Genomic DNA, 16,475 nt, shown 5'->3' with positions numbered 1-16,475 from the left:
AGAGCGTGATCAAACCCCCGTCACTCCCGCTCGATCTCGCGGACAAACACCTCGTCGCCTTCGACCTTGACCTCGAAGCAGTCGGTCTTCACCCGCGGGTTGTCTTCCCAGGTCCCGTCGACGATACAGAATCGCCAGGCATGCCAGGGGCACGTGACCGTCGTCCCTTCGACGTGCCCCTCGGCCAGGGATGCCCCCATGTGAGGGCACAGGTCATCGATCGCGTGCCAGCTGCCGTCTTCCTGGCGAAACACCGCAACCATCCGCCCCTCGATCGGGACCGCTTTTCCACGGCCGATCTCAAAATCGTCCACTTTGCCAACAGATTCAAATTCGCTCACGGCTCGGATGCACCTTGTCTTTTTCGGTTTCTCTTGCGTTGGTAGCCTTGTACCGACCACACTTTAGGCATTCCACTGAAGACTCACCACACCCGCCCCCAGCGAATCGGCATTTCTGAATGATCAACCACCAGCGCCGCAAACTGCTTGAATCCCGCGTTTGGCCGCACGTTCAAACACCGGCACAATACGTCGGCGGCGAACGCAACATCGTGGTGAAGGACCATCGCGGCCTGCGGGGAAAACTGGCCGTCGGGTTCCCCGATGCCTACACGATCGGGATGAGCCACCACGGATTGCAGGTACTGTACTCGCTGATGAACCGCCGCGACGACTGGTGCGCTGAGCGTGTGTTCACCCCCTGGCCGGACATGGAGCAATTGCTCCGCCAGCACGACATCCCGCTGTACACCCTGGAAACCTTCACCGCGCTGTCGGAGTTTGACGTCGTCGGGTTGAGCCTGCAGTACGAGATCAGCTCGCCGAACGTGTTGACGATGATCGACCTGGGCGGCATCCCGCTGGAATCGGTCGACCGCACGATGAACGACCCACTGTTGGTCGCCGGCGGACCGTGCTGTCAAAACCCCGAACCGATGGCCGACTACTTTGACGTCATGATCACCGGCGACGGCGAACCGGCCCTGCCGGACGTCTGCGACCTGTGGCTGGAAATCAAAGAGAGCTATCGCCGCGACGATGGCACATTGGCCGACGGCGAAGAAGGCAAACGCCAGCGCAGCGACGCGCTGGCCAAAGTCGCCAACACGCTCGATTACGCCTACGTGCCGCGGTTCTACGAGCCGGTCTACAAGGACGGCCGGATCGAATCGCTCCAGCGTCTGCGCGAGGACGTCCCGACCACCTTTGCCCCCAGCGTGATCAGCGACCTGGACGGGATCCCGCTGCCGGTCCATCCGATCGTGCCCTACATCGAATGCGTGCACGATCGGATCGCCTTGGAAATCATGCGCGGCTGCCCACACCTGTGCCGGTTCTGCCAAAGCACCGTGATCAAACGCCCCTTGCGGATCCGTGAAGTCGACACGATCGTCGACGCCGCCTGGCAAAGCTATCTCAACACCGGCCACAACGAAATCAGCATCCTCTCGCTGTCCAGCAGCGACTACCCGCATTTCGAGCCGCTGGTCAAACGGCTGCACGAAGTCTTCAAACCGCTCGGTGTGAACATCAGCGTGCCCAGCTTGCGCGTCAACGATCAATTGCGTTCGCTGCCACAACTGATCGGCACCGATCGCCGCAGCTCGTTGACGCTCGCACCGGAAGTCGCACGCGATGACATGCGAGAACAGATTCGCAAGAAGATCAAGAACAGCGATTTGATCGAAGGCTGCCGCAACGCGTTTCAAAACGGATTCGACAGCGTCAAACTGTACTTCATGTGTGGCCTGCCCGGCGAACGGCCGGTCGACCTGGACGGCATCGTCGACTTGGCGGAAACCATCGCCACGGTCGGCAAAGAAGTCAAAGGTCGCTATGCCCGCGTCACCGCCAGCGTGTCCAACTTTGTCCCCAAAGCCCACACGCCGTATCAGTGGAACGGCATGCAAAGCCGCGAGTATTTCCACTGGGCCCACAAGTACATGTGGAGCCGCCGCAAGATCCGCAGCGTCAACATCAAGTGTCACAACATCGAAACCAGTCTGCTCGAAGGCGTGCTCAGCCGCGGCGATCGACGCACCGGCAAAGCGATCCGATTGGCCTGGGAGCGTGGGGCACGCATGGACGGCTGGACCGAGCACCTGGACCCCGATCGCTGGTGGTCGGCGATCGAAGACGCCGGCATCGACGTCAGGCAGCAAGTCCACGACAAATATGACCTGCTGGACAAATTGCCCTGGGACCACGTCAACGTCAAATTCGGGCGTACCTACCTGGAAAAAGAACAAAACAGGGCAACCGTCCAACTCCAGGCCCTCGCCGAAGCGACGTAAAGATTAATACGACCCCGAAACGCAAGCGAGTGGATTCGCCTCATCTCTTGCTCGCGCCGCGGCACTAGTAGTTCGTCGCAGCTTGGTTTTCGGATAGCGGAACTCGCCAAGAGTTTCGCACAGGCGCGGTGACGCGGCGTGGAAGACCGAAAGCCTTGGCGGCTTCCGCTACCCCCAATCACAAGCGTTGACAACTTCACCTGCCTTGGGAACGATCAGTCTGTCCACGGTTCGATATGAATATGCACATCCCGAACCCGTGGCATCTTTGCCAACAATCGGTCCTTGACCTCGTGTCCGATGCGGTGGCCTTCGGCAACACTCAGCCGGCCGTCAACGCGAACGTGGAGTTCGATGAAGTACTCCAATCCGCTCTTTCGCACGCGTAGCTTTTCGGTGTCCTTGACCTGATCGACTTCCGCGGCGATGTCCCGGACCTTGGCCACGGTTTCCGCATCCGCTTGCTGGTCCATCAACTCCGCGGCGATCGCCAAAAACATCTTGGCGCTGGTGATGATCAACACCGCACAAACACACAGCGCCGCGACCGGATCAACATAGGGACCGAAAGCGCCCAGCGAGGGCGCGGCGAACAAGCTGATCGCGATCGCCCCCGAACCGAGCGCGTCGCTGCGGTGATCGAGCGCCGTCGCACGCAAGGCCGCCGAATCGAGGCGTTTGGCCACCTGGGACGTGTATCGAAACAGCACCTCTTTGATCAGGCTGCACACCGCTGCGACCACTCCGGCCGACCAGTGTGGGATCTCCGGCGTTTCAGAAAATCCGTGAATCGTCTCGATGGTCAGAATCCCGGCACCGAACATGACCAACAGCGAGACGCCGAACCCGGCGATCGATTCGGCTTTGGTGTGCCCATAGGGATGATCGTCGTCCTCTTCCTGTTCCGCGATGTGCAGCGCGGCACGGACGACGACCGAACTGGTGACGTCACCGATCGAATTGACCGCATCGGCGATCAACGCCGAACTGTGCAGTAACAGCCCGCCGACCAACTTGACGACCACCAACACCGCGTTGCTCGTCAGCCCCCAGATCGCAGCTCGCTTGGCGTCGACGTAGACGCGATCACGAACGGCAATGGATGCTTCGTCTCGTGGAGGACTGAGCGACACGCGTTTGCTGATCCGGGGCCGGTGGGGAAGGGCAGGGCATCTGAACGGAAAGCCGTTTAAGTTACCCGACTTTCACCCCGCCCGTCGATCACCGCGCTATCGGTGACCTAAGGTTTCGCGCCATTTCTATCGATTGCCACCGGCAATCCCTGAAATCCGAACGACGCATGTGGGAATTCCTTCGATCAATGTCCGACTCTATCAGCAACCGACCGTCATCACCGTCACAATCCTCACCAGCCACCACGGATGACGGTCGCGGTCGATCGATGATTTGGTTCGCCGCAACGATCTTGCTGGGCGCGTTCCTGGTCTTCCAAGTCCAACCGATCATCAGCAAATGCGTTCTGCCCTGGTTCGGCGGTACACCGGCGGTCTGGACCACCTGCATGCTGTTCTTTCAACTGTTGTTGTTCGGCGGCTACCTCTATGCCCACGTGCTCCGCACCTATTGCAATCCGTTCGCCCAAGCCGCCGTGCACTTGTTGCTGCTCAGTGCGGCCGCGATGACGTTGCCGATCGAACCGTCGGACGCTTGGAAACCGACCGGCAGCGAATCGCCGACGCTGCACCTGCTGTGGATGCTCGCCAGCCATGTCGGGCTGCCATACTTTGTGCTCTCCAGCACCGGGCCGCTGGTCCAGGCCTGGCTCAGTTTTCACGACAACAGCGAACGCGTCTATCGCTTGTACGCCCTGTCCAACGCGGGCTCACTGTTCGCGCTGCTCAGCTATCCGTTTCTGTTCGAACCTGTTTTGTCGGTTTCGACACAATCCAGCATGTGGTCGTTGCTGTTCTGTCTGTTCGCGCTCGTCCAAGGTTACGTCGCCATCAGCCTGTTCCGGATCACTCCCGATTCGAGTGGTGCTTCTGAATCAAAGTCATCAAAGACGTCCGCGGATCCGCCGGCCACCGCCGCACCCGTTTCCGCCGCCACACAAACCGCCTGGATCGCGCTCCCGGCGCTGGCCTCGGTGATGTTGTTGGTCGTCACCAATCATGTTTGCCAAGACATCGCCGTCGTGCCGTTTCTGTGGGTGCTGCCGTTAAGTTTGTATCTGGCCAGCTTCATCGTTTGCTTTGATTCGCCACAGTGGTACCGCCCCAAACCGATCGCCGCGGTCACGTTGGCCGCGTTGGCATTGATCCAGGGCAAGACATTGCTGCCGGGCAGCATTCAATTGATCGCCGAAGCGTCTTGCTACATGGTGATGTTGTTCGGTGCGTGCCTGCTTTGTCACGGTGAAGTCGCCCGATTGAAACCGGGCACCGCACGACTGACACAGTACTATGCGATGCTGTCGGCCGGCGGTGCACTCGGCGGCGTGATCGTCGCGATCCTGTGCCCGCTGCTGCTGAACAACCACGCCGAACTACCGTTCTTTGTGGCGTTGGTCACCGCACTCACTTTCCTACTGTTCTTCGCCTGTCAATCGTGGCGACAAGCCGAATACGACTGGGCCGCCGCGGCACGACTGAAGTACGGCGCAATTCTGGTGATGATCGCACCGATCGTCACCATGGCGTTCGTCTCCAACAACCGAACCATCGCATCCCAACGCAACTTCTTCGGCGTCCTGAAGGTTCGTGAAAAACCACTCGGCGTCTGTTTGGTGCACGGCAGCACGCTGCACGGCATGCAACGCTATCAACCCCATCAGTCTCAACCGACGACCTACTACGGCTACGAAAGCGGCGTCGGCCACGTGATCAAAGAGCTGCAACAACAACATCCCTCGCTGCGGATCGGCATCGTCGGACTCGGCTGTGGCGTGCTGACCACCTACGGACGTCCGACAGACTCCTTTGACCTGATCGAAATCAATCCCGCGGTCATCGACATCGCCGACCGTTATTTCACCTTCATGAAAGACTGCCCCTCGTCGATGACGCGTCACCTGGGCGACGGACGCCTGGTGCTGGAGCGAATGGTTGACGCCAAATTCGATCTGTTGGTGCTCGACGCGTTCAGCAGCGATGCGATCCCCGCACACCTGCTGACCCGCGAATCGATGTCACTGTACAAAGACCGGCTGGCCGAAGGTGGCGTTCTGGCGATTCATACCTCCAACAACCACCTGGAACTCTCGCCGCTGGTCCACAACCTCAGCCGCGACGCCGGGCTGGACAGCCGCATGTTCGAAGGCATCGGCAACAATTCCATCGGCACGACCCACTCGACCTGGATGATCATCGCCCACCCCGGACACACGATCTTCCAAGCCGCCTCACTGGCCAAGGCCACCCAGGCGACCGACGAAGAGCTGCGGGAGGCGCCGCTGTGGACCGACCAGCACCACAACCTGGTCAGCGTCCTGAGACTCTGGCAATAGATCAGCCATCAAAATGATGGATCGCGTACTTGCCGTCGACCTGTCGTTGAACGGCGAAACGAAACGTCGACTTTTTGTGACTGGCCGACTGCCGATCGCTCGGCTTGCTGCCGCCGCGCGACCAGATGTCGTAAGCGGCGCGACTGACGTAGGTTGAATGCGGACCGGCGTTGGCAAACTCCACTTGACGATTGTGAATTTCGCCGGCAAGCGACGTCAATTCGGCGCGCGTCAAACAGATCACCGAACTGATGCGAACGCTACGCCGCTGAAACACGATCTCGGCCTTCTTCTTGCTCAGTTCGTTGCCGATGAACACATGGTCCTTCCAGAATTTGGACGTGAAATAGGTTTGCGCGTCACTGGGATTGAATCGGTCGGCCATCGATCACGCCTCGTCCTTGGGAATCGGGTTGTCCTTCAGCCGCTGCCACATTCTCAGCGACGGCTTACCCTCGTCGCCGGGCAGCATGCCATGAATCTCGTAGAAGCGATCACCGTCGATGCGAAAGATGTACGCCGACTCGCGTTCATCTTTGGCACCTGCATTGGGTCCGACCAAGACGACCTTGTTGCGGTAGCGAAACACGGGAACCGCACCGCTGGTATCGATGTCGTATTCGGACCGATGCGATTGGATCGGATGCTTGTTCGGATCATAAGTCGTCACCACCGTATGATCGCCCCGATGATGCTTGATCGTCATGTACTTGCCATTGGGTGTTTCGCGATACATCACCCATTCCCCCTTGATCGCCTCGTGAACCGTCGGCTCGGCAGCACCTGCGGGCGGAGTGGCATCGGTTTGCGCAGACGCGATCGACGGGATGGTGCTCGTGAAAGCCCCGACAAAAAGTGCTGCGACGAGAATACGGTGCATGGAACGTCCTGTTCGGGTGGAGGCAGGGAATCACGTGGTGCGATGACCGTTGACCAAATTAGAACGAATCTCGCACCTCCGTGCCAGCGTTTCCATTTCCTGCCAAGTATCCATCACATGGTCTGAACGTGACCAAGACACTTGGCGAGTTCCGCCGCGCGACAACGACAGCGCCCCACGTCAGGAAATGAAATCGTTCATGTCGCATCCCAAACGCGATCAACAGATTCGACGCCGCGGTGCAGGACAGAAGTGAGACCAACACCTGCAGCGAAAACGGATCGAATACCGAATCACGCGTTTGGATCGTCGTGCAAGCAATAGCCGCCACCAACATGATCGCGGCGGAAAGGACACACGCGACGGAAACCCGATGTCGTCTTGCGGTTTGCCAGACTGACGCCAGCTTTACAATCGCGGTCGGCCGGGAGTGCTCAATCGTGGACATCAGATGCTCCCGTCAACTTGAGTGATGAGGATTTGCCCGAGAAGGCCGACTCCTGGAAGGCCTGTCGCAGAGAATGGATTAGAGCGGATCAGAACGGAGTGTGCCAGTTTTTCTGGTCGATGGCGACGTCGGATCGCGATTCAAACAGGACCAGCCTTGGTTTCGTCCACACGATCGTTTTGCTCAAGCACTCGAAGAAACACTCGCTCGGCCATCGTGCAGAGGACAACGGGAAGAAGCAGGCACAGCCAAACTTCTGAGAGCTTGCTTGGCAATGGTAGAAGGTACAAATAGCCCAAGATCGCATGATTCACCGGTACTGCAGACACGCCGAGGAGACATCCGCCAAGCAGACGACCGGACAATGCACCCCAGATCCTGCGGGCGGATTTCGGAATCACGTTAAACCGTCCGACGAGCAGTGCGAACACGAATACCGGCACAACATTTCCAAGCACAGCAATGGGCGTTCCAAAGTAGACGGAGAAATCGTTGCCGGTAAATGCAATCGCGGAAACTTCAAACGCAACCGCTGCGGACACCGCAAACGGCACAGCCAGAGTACGTACTTCCGGTGCGTCAACGTCAACCGCTTCGTAAGGATTCTGAGTCAACGGTACATTTCACCGGGGTTCAACCATTGAAGATGCCCCTGACAATCGTCTGGACGGATGGGGTCAAAAAATGAGTTGGTCAAAAAATGGCAACTCTCACCCACCTATTTTTTGACCACTCCATTTTTTGACCACTCCATTTTTTGACCACTCCATTTTTTGACCACCCCATTTTTTGACCACCCCATTTTTTGACCACCCCATTTTTTGACCACCCCATTTTTTGACCGCCCTATTTTTTGACCACTAACTCCCTGCTCTGCGGAAGTGCAGCCGTTTTCCTATTGCTCACCCACGCTGATTCGAAACCCATTGCCACAGTTCTCGACAGATTCCCTTGCATCGGGGTCGGCGACTTTGCTACCGTCGGCGTGAATGTCCCGGGTTTGCCCCCGAAAAGTTTACGAATGGACTCAACTGACGCCGACCCGCGAGCCGAAACGTATTACTGTTTCCGCCCGCTTCGCGCTTAGCAAAAGTCTCTTCAAAGCTGTACGGATTGCATCCTGGGACACGGATCGCGGCGCTGACGGCCGATGCGGAAATGACTGATTCGTCGGTGGGGCTTGCCTCATCGGTCCGGTCCGGCCTACGTCGCCTAAATCCCCCAATTGCGGCTAACCGCCCCCTTTGTGGGCCCACCAGCCAGTGATTGGGTTTTCCATTTTTGTCTTCGGAGCATCGCTCAAATGCAGATTTACGGTCCCTATCGGGTTTCCACCACGCAATCCGCCTCCAACGTCCAAGCCACCTCGCAAGTCGACCGCGGTTCCGCTGCGTCCAAGGTCGATCAGGCCCCGTCGTCCTCGCCGGCCGGCCCGGTGGACCAATTGGACCTCAGCCAAGCGGCCACGTCGGCCAATCGCATCGAGGGCAACGCGGCGGTCGCCGGAGAAGGCATCCGGTTCGAACGCGTCGCCGAACTGCGTCGTCAAATCGCCGACGGCTCCTACGACACCCCCGAACGGATGGACGCGGCCCTGGACCGCTTCCTGGACCTGCTGGGTTAGCGGTCCACACCAATTGGGCAGGAACGATCCCACGTAGCGGAAGCCGCCAAGGCTTTCGTCCCTCTGCGATGGCGCCGTGCGAGTCGTTGATCGCAGCTCAATTTGCAGCCTGCCGATCCGTTCCGAAAGTCGCCGTGTTCTCCGAACTCGGCGCACGCGCAATCGCGAAGCTTTGCCCCCCGCCGACCTCAGAGAGGACGGCGACGGTCCGGCCCAATCGAAAACGAAACTCCTAGCGAGCTCGATTACCGGTCGCCAAATGCCGCGCCGCAGCGATTGCAATCGCTCGCCCGCCGGAGACAGCGATTGACCGGTCGTGTAGACTTCTACATGACTGGAACTCGTCGACACAGCGTCTCGAGCGGGCGCTCGCCCCACGCTGACGGGGTGATGCTTTCTTTTCTCTGACTCTCCCATCATGGCTGAATTGTCGGAATCGACCTCCGAAACCGCGAAATCAAGCTCCGAAACGGTTGCGACCAAGGTCCAGCCGTTGGAGACGGCGCTATCACCCCAGGAACGCTTCAGCGAGTACCTGCAATCGCGCGGCCTCCGCCAAACCAGCCAGCGCAAGTTTCTGATCGAACAAGTGTTCAGCCAGCACGAGCATTTTGATGCCGAAGAGCTGATCGAGCGTCTGCCTCGACGGGGAGAAGACAACTACGTCAGCACCGCGACGGTGTATCGCACGCTGCGTGAATGTGTCGATGCCGGACTGCTGAACAGTTTTCAACTTGATGGCCGGACGGTTTACGACCACGATTACGGCTACCCCGAGCACGATCACCTGTACTGCACCCGGTGCCGAAAACTGCTGGAATTCCAGAGCGATGAACTGGTCGCGATTCGGGACCAGATGGCCGCATTGCACGGTTTTCGCGTCGAGAGCCACAAAATGATCATCAACGGCGTCTGCCGCGAATGCTCGCGAAGACGGCGGAAAAAACGCAAGCAAGACCTGGTCTAGGCTCTGTCTGAATAACCGCGCGAGCGAAAAGGGGACGCGAAAAGGGGACGCGAAAAGGGGACGGGGGTCAATAGTGCGAAGCACCCGGAGGGCCGTACCGGCTATTGGGGACGCGAAAAGGGGACGGGGGTCAATAGTGCGAAGCACCCGGAGGGCCGTACCGGCTATTGACCCCCGTCCCCTTTTCGCGCCCGACCGCCAAGGCCTCATGGATTTCAGTCAGAGCCTAGCCGGCGTCGGCGATCTGTTTCAAGATCGCGTCAAACACCGGTTCGTTCTTGTCAAAGTCGCGACTTTCGGCCTGCATCTGCACCAACAACACGTCGTCTGTGCCCGAACCGTCGCCCCGTTTTAAGACCGCGATCCGGCTGACGATCAGCAAGTCCAGGTAATAAAACCTTAGATCCGTCACCGCGGTTCCGGGCGGCACCACGTCCAACGTGACGTCTTCCCGCTCCAGGTCTTCATAGTCGGCCGCGATCGTGCTGACGATTCGGTCGATCAGCGGACCGACCGCTTCGGTGCCGGTCAATTCCAGCGAGAAGAACCCGCCCCCGGGAAAATCCAGCGTTGCCCCCCGATCCCCCTCGTCCTCGCCACGGTCAGCGACCGTCCAGTTGTCGGGGTACAGGAATCGAACACCGAAGGAATCGAATTGAGCAGGCATGACAGTGGCGGGGCAGAACCGATTGGCGGGGAAAATTGGGGACGAAAAAGACGCAATTGCAGTGGAACGCATTTCGCTGGTATTTCTCACTGCTGTCAATGAGGCGCGATGCCGAAGAACATCTCCGACTCGTTGTAGTTTGACCGCGCGAGGGCGCGAACACACCGTCCCCCCACACTGCCGGGTGACCCGCGTGCGATTGAGCATCCGCTCTTTGACGATCTTGCAATGCCCCGTGATCGCACGGGCGGATCGCACGCCGCGCCGACTGATCGCCTGGGCCTCCGTCCTGGTCTTGCTGTGCTGCTCGTCGGCCGGATGCCGCGCGATTCAAGGGATCGGGGAAAGCCGCCAATCGATCGCCGCACGCAAACTGTCGCGTCAGGGCTTGCAGAAAATGCGGGTGGGAAAGTGGAACGACGCCGAGCAGCTTTTCGCCGAAGCGTTGGCGCTGTCGGAGAAAGACGACCGCGCCCATCGCGGATTGGCCGAAGCGTATTGGAACCGCGGGCGGCGAGTTTCCGCGATCGAGCACATGGAGAAAGCGGTTGCACTAAGCGCAGGCGACCCGCGGCTGGTCGGCCGGCTGGGCGAAATGTACCTGCAAGAAGGACAACTGGAAAAAGCCGAACGGCAAAGTGAGATCGCGTTGGCCTCCGAACGAGGCTCAGCGGAAATTTGGACCCTCCGTGGCGACTGTTTGCGACAAAAAGGCAACGAACAAGAGGCCCTGGCCGCCTACCACCGCGCCCTCGCCCTGCAGCCGGATTTCATCGACGCCAAACTGCAAGTCGCCGAACTGTATCTGAACAGCAATCAATACGATCGCATCGTCGCGACGCTCGACCAGCTTGACCCGACCGGCGACGAATCCGCCGCGCCGACCCGCGTGCACATGCTGCGTGGGATCGCGATGCGAAACCTGAACCGACCCGAAATCGCGGTCAAACATTTCGCCAAAGCGGCCGAGAGCGACCCGCAACGCGCCGAACCGCATCTGCAAATCGCCGCCATCGAACTGGAGAAGGGCAGGGCGGACTTGGCCAGCCGCTCGGTCGCACGTGCCCTGCAACTCGATCGCCAACTGGTCGAATCGAGCGGCTGGAGCGAGTACCTGCTGACGCCTGAACAATTGGCTGCCCAGCAGGCCGATCAAGGGACCCGCCGTTAGGGCGAGGTCCACTTTTAAACTTGGGTTGCCGCGGAATACAGTCGCCGTGTTCTCCGAACTCGGCGCACGCGCAATAGCGAAGCTTCGCCCCGCGCCGACCTCGGAGAGGAAGGCGACTGTCCGGCCCAACGGGAAACGACACGGCAGTCGACGGAGTGTTTTCCCGATGGTTCCGATTCTCCGGGTTGGCGCTCGCCGACGACACCCGCAACCGGAACCTAAAACGCACCAGCGGGTTTTCCCTGCCGGTTGCCAGCGTGTTTTTCGGCCTCTCACACCGCGTCACCCCCGCGAATGAACTACGGTTGAGTGACGAACTGCGCGGGCCAGGGCCTACACGACCGACCAACAGCGTCACTGTAACCACCATTAACGACGCCGAACGGAAGTCTCAAAGCCCATTCCGTCTACAGTCCCTTCAAAGAACGAGAGCTCTTTATGTCGCTATTCAACGCTTCCACCCCAACGCCATCAAGTGATTTCCAAACCGCGCCGATCGCCCCCCCGGTGACCGGGCCGCGTCAGGAAGCTCAGCGCCAGGGATCACAGGGGCAGAGTTCACCGGGCCCAGGTAGCGAGGGATTCGTCGATCGACGTCGCCAAGGCGGATCGAAAGCCGGCGCGGAGCGGCGACAATTCGGCAGTTCCCATGACGGACTTTCCGAGGCCGGGCGTGAATTGGCATTGGCGATCGACCAGTACAAACTGGAACACCATCGGCGCTACATCACCTGTGACGAAATGCTGTTGGTGATCACCAACCTGGGCTACAGCAAATCGTAGCCGGCATTTCCCGTAGCGGAACTCGCCAAGAGTTTCGCACTGGTGCGGCGACGCCACATGGCGTGTCGAAAGCCTTGGCGGCTTCCGCTACACCCTGAACCCGCGTTTCTTACTTCGTCATCGCCTGCAACAACTGCCGACGTGTCACGACGTGGCGGACATCGTCGTTCTCGTCACACAGCAGCGCGACCTCGCTGGCCTCGTCATAGAGCTTCAAGAGCGTCGTCAAGTGACGCTCGGTCAGACTGACTCGGATCACCGGCCGAATTTCCACCTGGGCCTTGCCGGTCGCCAGTTCCGAATACCTCAGGTAGCCGACGACCCTCTTTTTCCGTTGGACCAACACGATCGGGTGGTTCTGACGCCGCGCCGCCGCCATCGTCGCGTCCTTATCGATCGGCAGGTCGACCGTCGCCAATCGATGCAACGGGACCGCAAAGGAGACGGCGAGTTCGCTGCCCAGTTCGAACAATTGACCGGCCAGTGAACGCTGACCGGAGTGCAGGATTCCGGCTTCCTCACCGGCGCGGAACAGTTGCGTCAGTTCTCCGCGAGCCATGGCGACGGAGATTCGAAACGGCGTCTGACCGGTCAACGCGCCCAGCGCAGCGGCGAGCACGCCCAAGAAGATCGACACCGGCAAGAACAACACGGTCGCCAACAGCAGCACCGGCCGCACCAACGTCAACAACCGGTACGGGGCTTGAAAGAACCAGTGTTTGGGCAACAGCTCGCCAAAGACAAACACGACCGGGGTCATCAGCACCGGTCCGACCAACTCCGCCGCCGACGAATCACCGAACAGCGCGATCACGGCCAGGACGATCGCGAAACTGGTCAGAAAATTCGCCAGGTTGTTTCCCACCAGTGCCGTCGCGACGAATAGCGCCGGTCGATTGAGAACCCAGATCAGCGCCCGCGCGCTCCGCGATCCGCCCAAGCCGTCCAGCACGAGTCGGGTTCGAGAGACCCGATACATTCCGGTCTCACTGCCGCTGAAGAAAGCGCTCAGAACCAAGCCGAACAAGAACAACAGGATCGCGAAAAAGATCACCGGGCGTCCCTCTCGTCGTTCCAGCCGGAGGGGTCAGACGGCCACTGACGCCGGACTTCGATCCGAAGTGCTCCCTCATTTTCTTCGACCACCGTCAACACATAGTCTTCCAACGTGGCTTGATCGCCCAACCGGGGCAAGCGTTCGTTGTGTCGTTGGATGAACCCGGCGACCGTCGCCACCGATCCGTCGGGGACGTCGACGGCCAATTGTTTTGCCAACTGCCGCAGCGAGATGCCACCGGCGACGTGATAAAGATCGGGTTCGATCTGCTCGATCGCCGCCGAATCGGCATCCTCTTCGAATTGGTCATGCTCGGGCGCCAACATCCGTCGAAAGATCCGGTCGATCGACAGCGCACCGATCCCGTCGCCGTACTCGTCCACCACAATCGCAACGCTCAAGTCATTCTGATCGAGTTGATCCAACACCCGCGCGACCGGTGCGGACCAGGGAACATAGATCACCGGTTCGACCAGGTCTTCGAAATGATCGATCTGACTCGGCCGCAACATCCTCACCCCCAGCGCCCCGATCATCGTCTCGCCGGACTGATCGGTGATGATCGCGTAGCCGCCCGGGGGCGATTGGGAAAACAGCACGTCGGCTTGGATCGGTGATTCGACCAGATGCAGACGACTGCGGGGCCGCATCAATTCACTCGCCCGCATTTCCGCGATGGCGACCAGATTCTGCAGCGCCAACCGCTCTCGCGCCATCAACGCCGCATCGTCGGTCCCCAGTTCGACGGCGCGTTCGATGTCTGCCAAATCGATCTCGTTCTCCGGTTGAAACGATGGCCACAGCAATCGGCTGGCCAACAGATTGGATGTCTTGATGATCGGCAACAGCGGGCTGACCAACCGCACCGCCAAATTCAACGCCGGCGCGAGCAACACCGACGCCTGCATCGGGGCCAATAGCGCCAGACTCTTGGGCAGCATCTCGCTGAAGAAGATGATCGCCAACAAACTGGCCGACGTGAACACCAATGCGACGCTCGCCCCGGCATCGGCCGACGCATCCAAGCGGCTGGCGACGATCGACGCGATCGCAAAGTACGTCATGTTGATCAGCAAATTCCAAAACAGAATCGCCGAGAGCAACTTCTCCGAATCGCCTAGCATCCGGTCGGCAATGCGACCGCCCACACCGCCGCGACGAAGTTGCCGGCGCTGTCGCAACGTCAACGAGAACAGGGCCGCCTCGCTGCCGCTGAACAACGCACTCAGCAACACCAAAACCGCCATCGGCACCAGCCAGCCGACATACTGCACCAGCTCGCTCAATCAGCCATTCCCCTCGGCCCCTCGATCGCGTTCGAGCGACACATCGAATTCGCTGAGTGCGGGAATCATCAACGCGGCAATCGTAAAACCATAACCGACCGCCATCGAAAAGAACACGAACAGGTGATCGGTTTGCAGCAAGAACTGAGTGATCGAATAAAACGTGATCAACGGCAACGTGAACGAGGCCAGGAAGATCGCCGAAGACGGATTCCGCCATCCCAACGACGCGAACAACGCCGCACCGCCGCCCAAGATCATGACCAAGAACGGCGCCAATTGCAGCTGAAACGCACCGCGAAAACTGACCATGATCGTCATGCAAATCGCGATCCCGACGCACAGAAAGAACACCGTCCCCAAACTCGCCAGCGTCGCTGTCCGTCCAGCCACATAGTTCAGCCCCGCATGGATCCCCAACATCGCGACGAACACATACAAGATCGCCGAGCCGAGCATCGCATAGACCATGTTCTCATACGTCATCACACCGTTGGCCGCCAAAAACAACAACAATCCCAACGGCAACAGAATCATCTCCTTGCCGACATACAACACGCCCAGCAATTTGCCGAACACGAATTCGCGGGGACTCAAATCGGTGACCAACAACAGGTCCAACGCCAACCCGTCCCGTTCACCGGTCACCGCGTTGACGGCCAACGCGTTGATCAACACCAAACTGACCACGCCGATCGCGGCGACCGGCAAGGTCGCCGCCGGCAACGCGCGGCCGATCCGGGCCGCCGACTCATAGGCCGTCCCGTTTTGCATCTGGCCGTAAATCACCGCCGCACCCAACAGGAACAACGCCGCGAACGCCATCCGAATCACGACCACCTTGCGGCCATAGGCCCAAGTGCGGACCTCACGCCAAAGGATCGGGTTCTTCCAAACCTGACGCGGCGCGCGGACCTTCCAACTGCTCGGCGCCTCCTGCGTCTCCAAATCCTCACTCGTCTCCGGTTCGGGGGCCTTCATCCGAACCTCACGTGACGGGTTCCAAATCCGCACCCGGGCGACACCGACGGCCAGCACCACGACCGATCCCGCCAGGGTGATCGACGTGAACAACCACACCCCCAACGACGTCTGCTGCGAAAGACTCGCCAGCGGCGAGGCCGCCGCCCCCAGGGCACGCACCGGGCTGACCGCCAACGACACCGCCTCGGGCAAATTCGCCAACGCGATCAGAATCTCGCCCGCACCGACCAGCATCAACAACGTCAACACCGTCAACGCAATCGCCTGGAACGTCTTCTCACGCCACAACCCGACCACGGTGCCGACCGAACCGGAGAACACCACCGTCGCAGCGGTCACCAGAAACACCGAAAACACCTGACCGGGAGAAACACCACCCAGCAGCGGCAGCACCAAGAAAAACGGCAACGCCGCCAACAACATCGCCAGCGGCCCCAGCAGCGTCGCCGCCAACTTCCCCACCACGACCTCAAAACCGCTCAACCGCGTCATCAACAACAACAGCAACGTCCGCCGATCTTTCTCCTGTGCCACGCTGGCCGCCGAACCCACCGCCGCCAGACTGGACAGCACCAGCAATTGCAGCGGAGCGAGCAACAGGAACATCCAGCCGCCGAACCGAGCCGAATCGGACACCGTCGCCAGCGAACGCGAACCGTCCAGCACCAGATAGCCGGTGCAGAGCAATCCGAACAGGGCGATCAAATACAAACCACGCGCCAAATACGTCTTGGGACGCTTGGGAACGACGGTCGCCTCGCGATTGAATACTGGACCGATCATCGAAACTGGGGTTGAAGGGGAATGAGCCCGCACCAATGAGCCCGCAACAGGGTAAAACGCGAG

General features: G+C 59.8%; 16 protein-coding genes. 6 read left to right on the top strand and 10 right to left on the bottom strand.

Annotation, left to right across the window (positions count from 1 at the left end):
* Positions 1-20: 20 nt before the first annotated feature.
* Positions 21-341 (bottom strand): Rieske (2Fe-2S) protein, encoded by a 321-nt coding sequence (locus H1B37_RS20155; RefSeq protein WP_182868449.1) that lies wholly within the window; start codon positions 339-341, stop codon positions 21-23.
* Between the two features lie 119 nt (positions 342-460).
* Here H1B37_RS20155 and H1B37_RS20150 point away from each other — a divergent pair, with 119 nt between their 5' ends.
* Positions 461-2,296, top strand: a complete 1,836-nt coding sequence (locus tag H1B37_RS20150) for a TIGR03960 family B12-binding radical SAM protein (RefSeq protein WP_182868448.1) — start codon at positions 461-463, stop codon at positions 2,294-2,296.
* A gap of 215 nt (positions 2,297-2,511) precedes the next feature.
* Here the strand turns inward: H1B37_RS20150 and H1B37_RS20145 are convergent, their stop codons facing one another.
* Positions 2,512-3,429: a cation diffusion facilitator family transporter gene (locus tag H1B37_RS20145; protein WP_182868447.1), complete on the bottom strand. Its 918-nt coding sequence runs from the start codon at positions 3,427-3,429 to the stop codon at positions 2,512-2,514.
* Between the two features lie 188 nt (positions 3,430-3,617).
* Between H1B37_RS20145 and H1B37_RS20140 the strand changes: the two genes are divergently transcribed.
* On the top strand, positions 3,618-5,762 hold the full coding sequence (locus tag H1B37_RS20140) for a fused MFS/spermidine synthase (protein ID WP_286177942.1): 2,145 nt from the start codon (positions 3,618-3,620) through the stop codon (positions 5,760-5,762).
* 1 nt (position 5,763) lies between these two features.
* Here the strand turns inward: H1B37_RS20140 and H1B37_RS20135 are convergent, their stop codons facing one another.
* From H1B37_RS20135 to H1B37_RS20120, 4 genes are all read right to left on the bottom strand, one after another.
* Positions 5,764-6,147: a hypothetical protein gene (locus H1B37_RS20135; RefSeq protein ID WP_182868445.1), complete on the bottom strand. Its 384-nt coding sequence runs from the start codon at positions 6,145-6,147 to the stop codon at positions 5,764-5,766.
* 3 nt (positions 6,148-6,150) lie between these two features.
* Complete coding sequence (locus H1B37_RS20130) at positions 6,151-6,642, bottom strand: hypothetical protein (RefSeq protein WP_182868444.1); 492 nt, start codon at positions 6,640-6,642, stop codon at positions 6,151-6,153.
* A gap of 58 nt (positions 6,643-6,700) precedes the next feature.
* Positions 6,701-7,090, bottom strand: coding sequence for a hypothetical protein (locus H1B37_RS20125; protein ID WP_182868443.1), 390 nt, complete (start codon positions 7,088-7,090; stop codon positions 6,701-6,703).
* A 140-nt stretch (positions 7,091-7,230) separates the two neighbouring features.
* On the bottom strand, positions 7,231-7,704 hold the full coding sequence (locus H1B37_RS20120; RefSeq protein WP_182868442.1) for a hypothetical protein: 474 nt from the start codon (positions 7,702-7,704) through the stop codon (positions 7,231-7,233).
* A 689-nt stretch (positions 7,705-8,393) separates the two neighbouring features.
* On the opposite strand from H1B37_RS20120, the gene H1B37_RS20115 reads away from it, so the two are divergent.
* The gene (locus H1B37_RS20115; protein WP_182868441.1) at positions 8,394-8,714 is read left to right on the top strand and encodes a flagellar biosynthesis anti-sigma factor FlgM; all 321 of its coding nucleotides are present in this window, start codon (positions 8,394-8,396) and stop codon (positions 8,712-8,714) included.
* Positions 8,715-9,132: 418 nt separating this feature from the next.
* On the top strand, positions 9,133-9,681 hold the full coding sequence (locus H1B37_RS20110) for a Fur family transcriptional regulator (RefSeq protein WP_182868440.1): 549 nt from the start codon (positions 9,133-9,135) through the stop codon (positions 9,679-9,681).
* Between the two features lie 226 nt (positions 9,682-9,907).
* On the opposite strand, the gene H1B37_RS20105 is transcribed toward H1B37_RS20110, so the two are convergent.
* Positions 9,908-10,348 carry a hypothetical protein gene (locus H1B37_RS20105; protein WP_182868439.1) on the bottom strand — a complete coding sequence of 147 codons (441 nt, stop codon included), beginning with the start codon at positions 10,346-10,348 and terminating at the stop codon, positions 9,908-9,910.
* A gap of 199 nt (positions 10,349-10,547) precedes the next feature.
* On the opposite strand from H1B37_RS20105, the gene H1B37_RS20100 reads away from it, so the two are divergent.
* Together H1B37_RS20100 and H1B37_RS20095 are read left to right on the top strand one after the other, a co-directional pair.
* On the top strand, positions 10,548-11,519 hold the full coding sequence (locus H1B37_RS20100; RefSeq protein WP_182868438.1) for a tetratricopeptide repeat protein: 972 nt from the start codon (positions 10,548-10,550) through the stop codon (positions 11,517-11,519).
* A gap of 438 nt (positions 11,520-11,957) precedes the next feature.
* The gene (locus H1B37_RS20095) at positions 11,958-12,302 is read left to right on the top strand and encodes a hypothetical protein (protein WP_182868437.1); all 345 of its coding nucleotides are present in this window, start codon (positions 11,958-11,960) and stop codon (positions 12,300-12,302) included.
* Between the two features lie 109 nt (positions 12,303-12,411).
* Here H1B37_RS20095 and H1B37_RS20090 read toward each other — a convergent pair whose 3' ends face one another.
* Genes H1B37_RS20090 through H1B37_RS20080 form a run of 3 tightly spaced genes read right to left on the bottom strand, consistent with a single transcriptional unit; the run spans position 12,412 to position 16,412 of the window.
* Positions 12,412-13,356, bottom strand: a complete 945-nt coding sequence (locus tag H1B37_RS20090; RefSeq protein ID WP_353620872.1) for a CNNM domain-containing protein — start codon at positions 13,354-13,356, stop codon at positions 12,412-12,414.
* Positions 13,353-14,645 (bottom strand): CNNM domain-containing protein, encoded by a 1,293-nt coding sequence (locus tag H1B37_RS20085; RefSeq protein WP_286177938.1) that lies wholly within the window; start codon positions 14,643-14,645, stop codon positions 13,353-13,355. Before H1B37_RS20085 ends, H1B37_RS20090 begins: the two co-directional genes overlap by 4 nt.
* Positions 14,646-16,412, bottom strand: a complete 1,767-nt coding sequence (locus H1B37_RS20080) for an ABC-2 transporter permease (protein ID WP_182868436.1) — start codon at positions 16,410-16,412, stop codon at positions 14,646-14,648. It lies immediately after the preceding gene.
* Positions 16,413-16,475 lie beyond the last annotated feature (63 nt).

Source organism: Stieleria mannarensis (genome assembly GCF_014154935.1).
Lineage (GTDB): Bacteria > Planctomycetota > Planctomycetia > Pirellulales > Pirellulaceae > Stieleria > Stieleria mannarensis.
The sequence above is the reverse complement of the archived record's forward strand: the minus strand, read 5'-3'. Positions and strand labels throughout refer to the sequence as shown.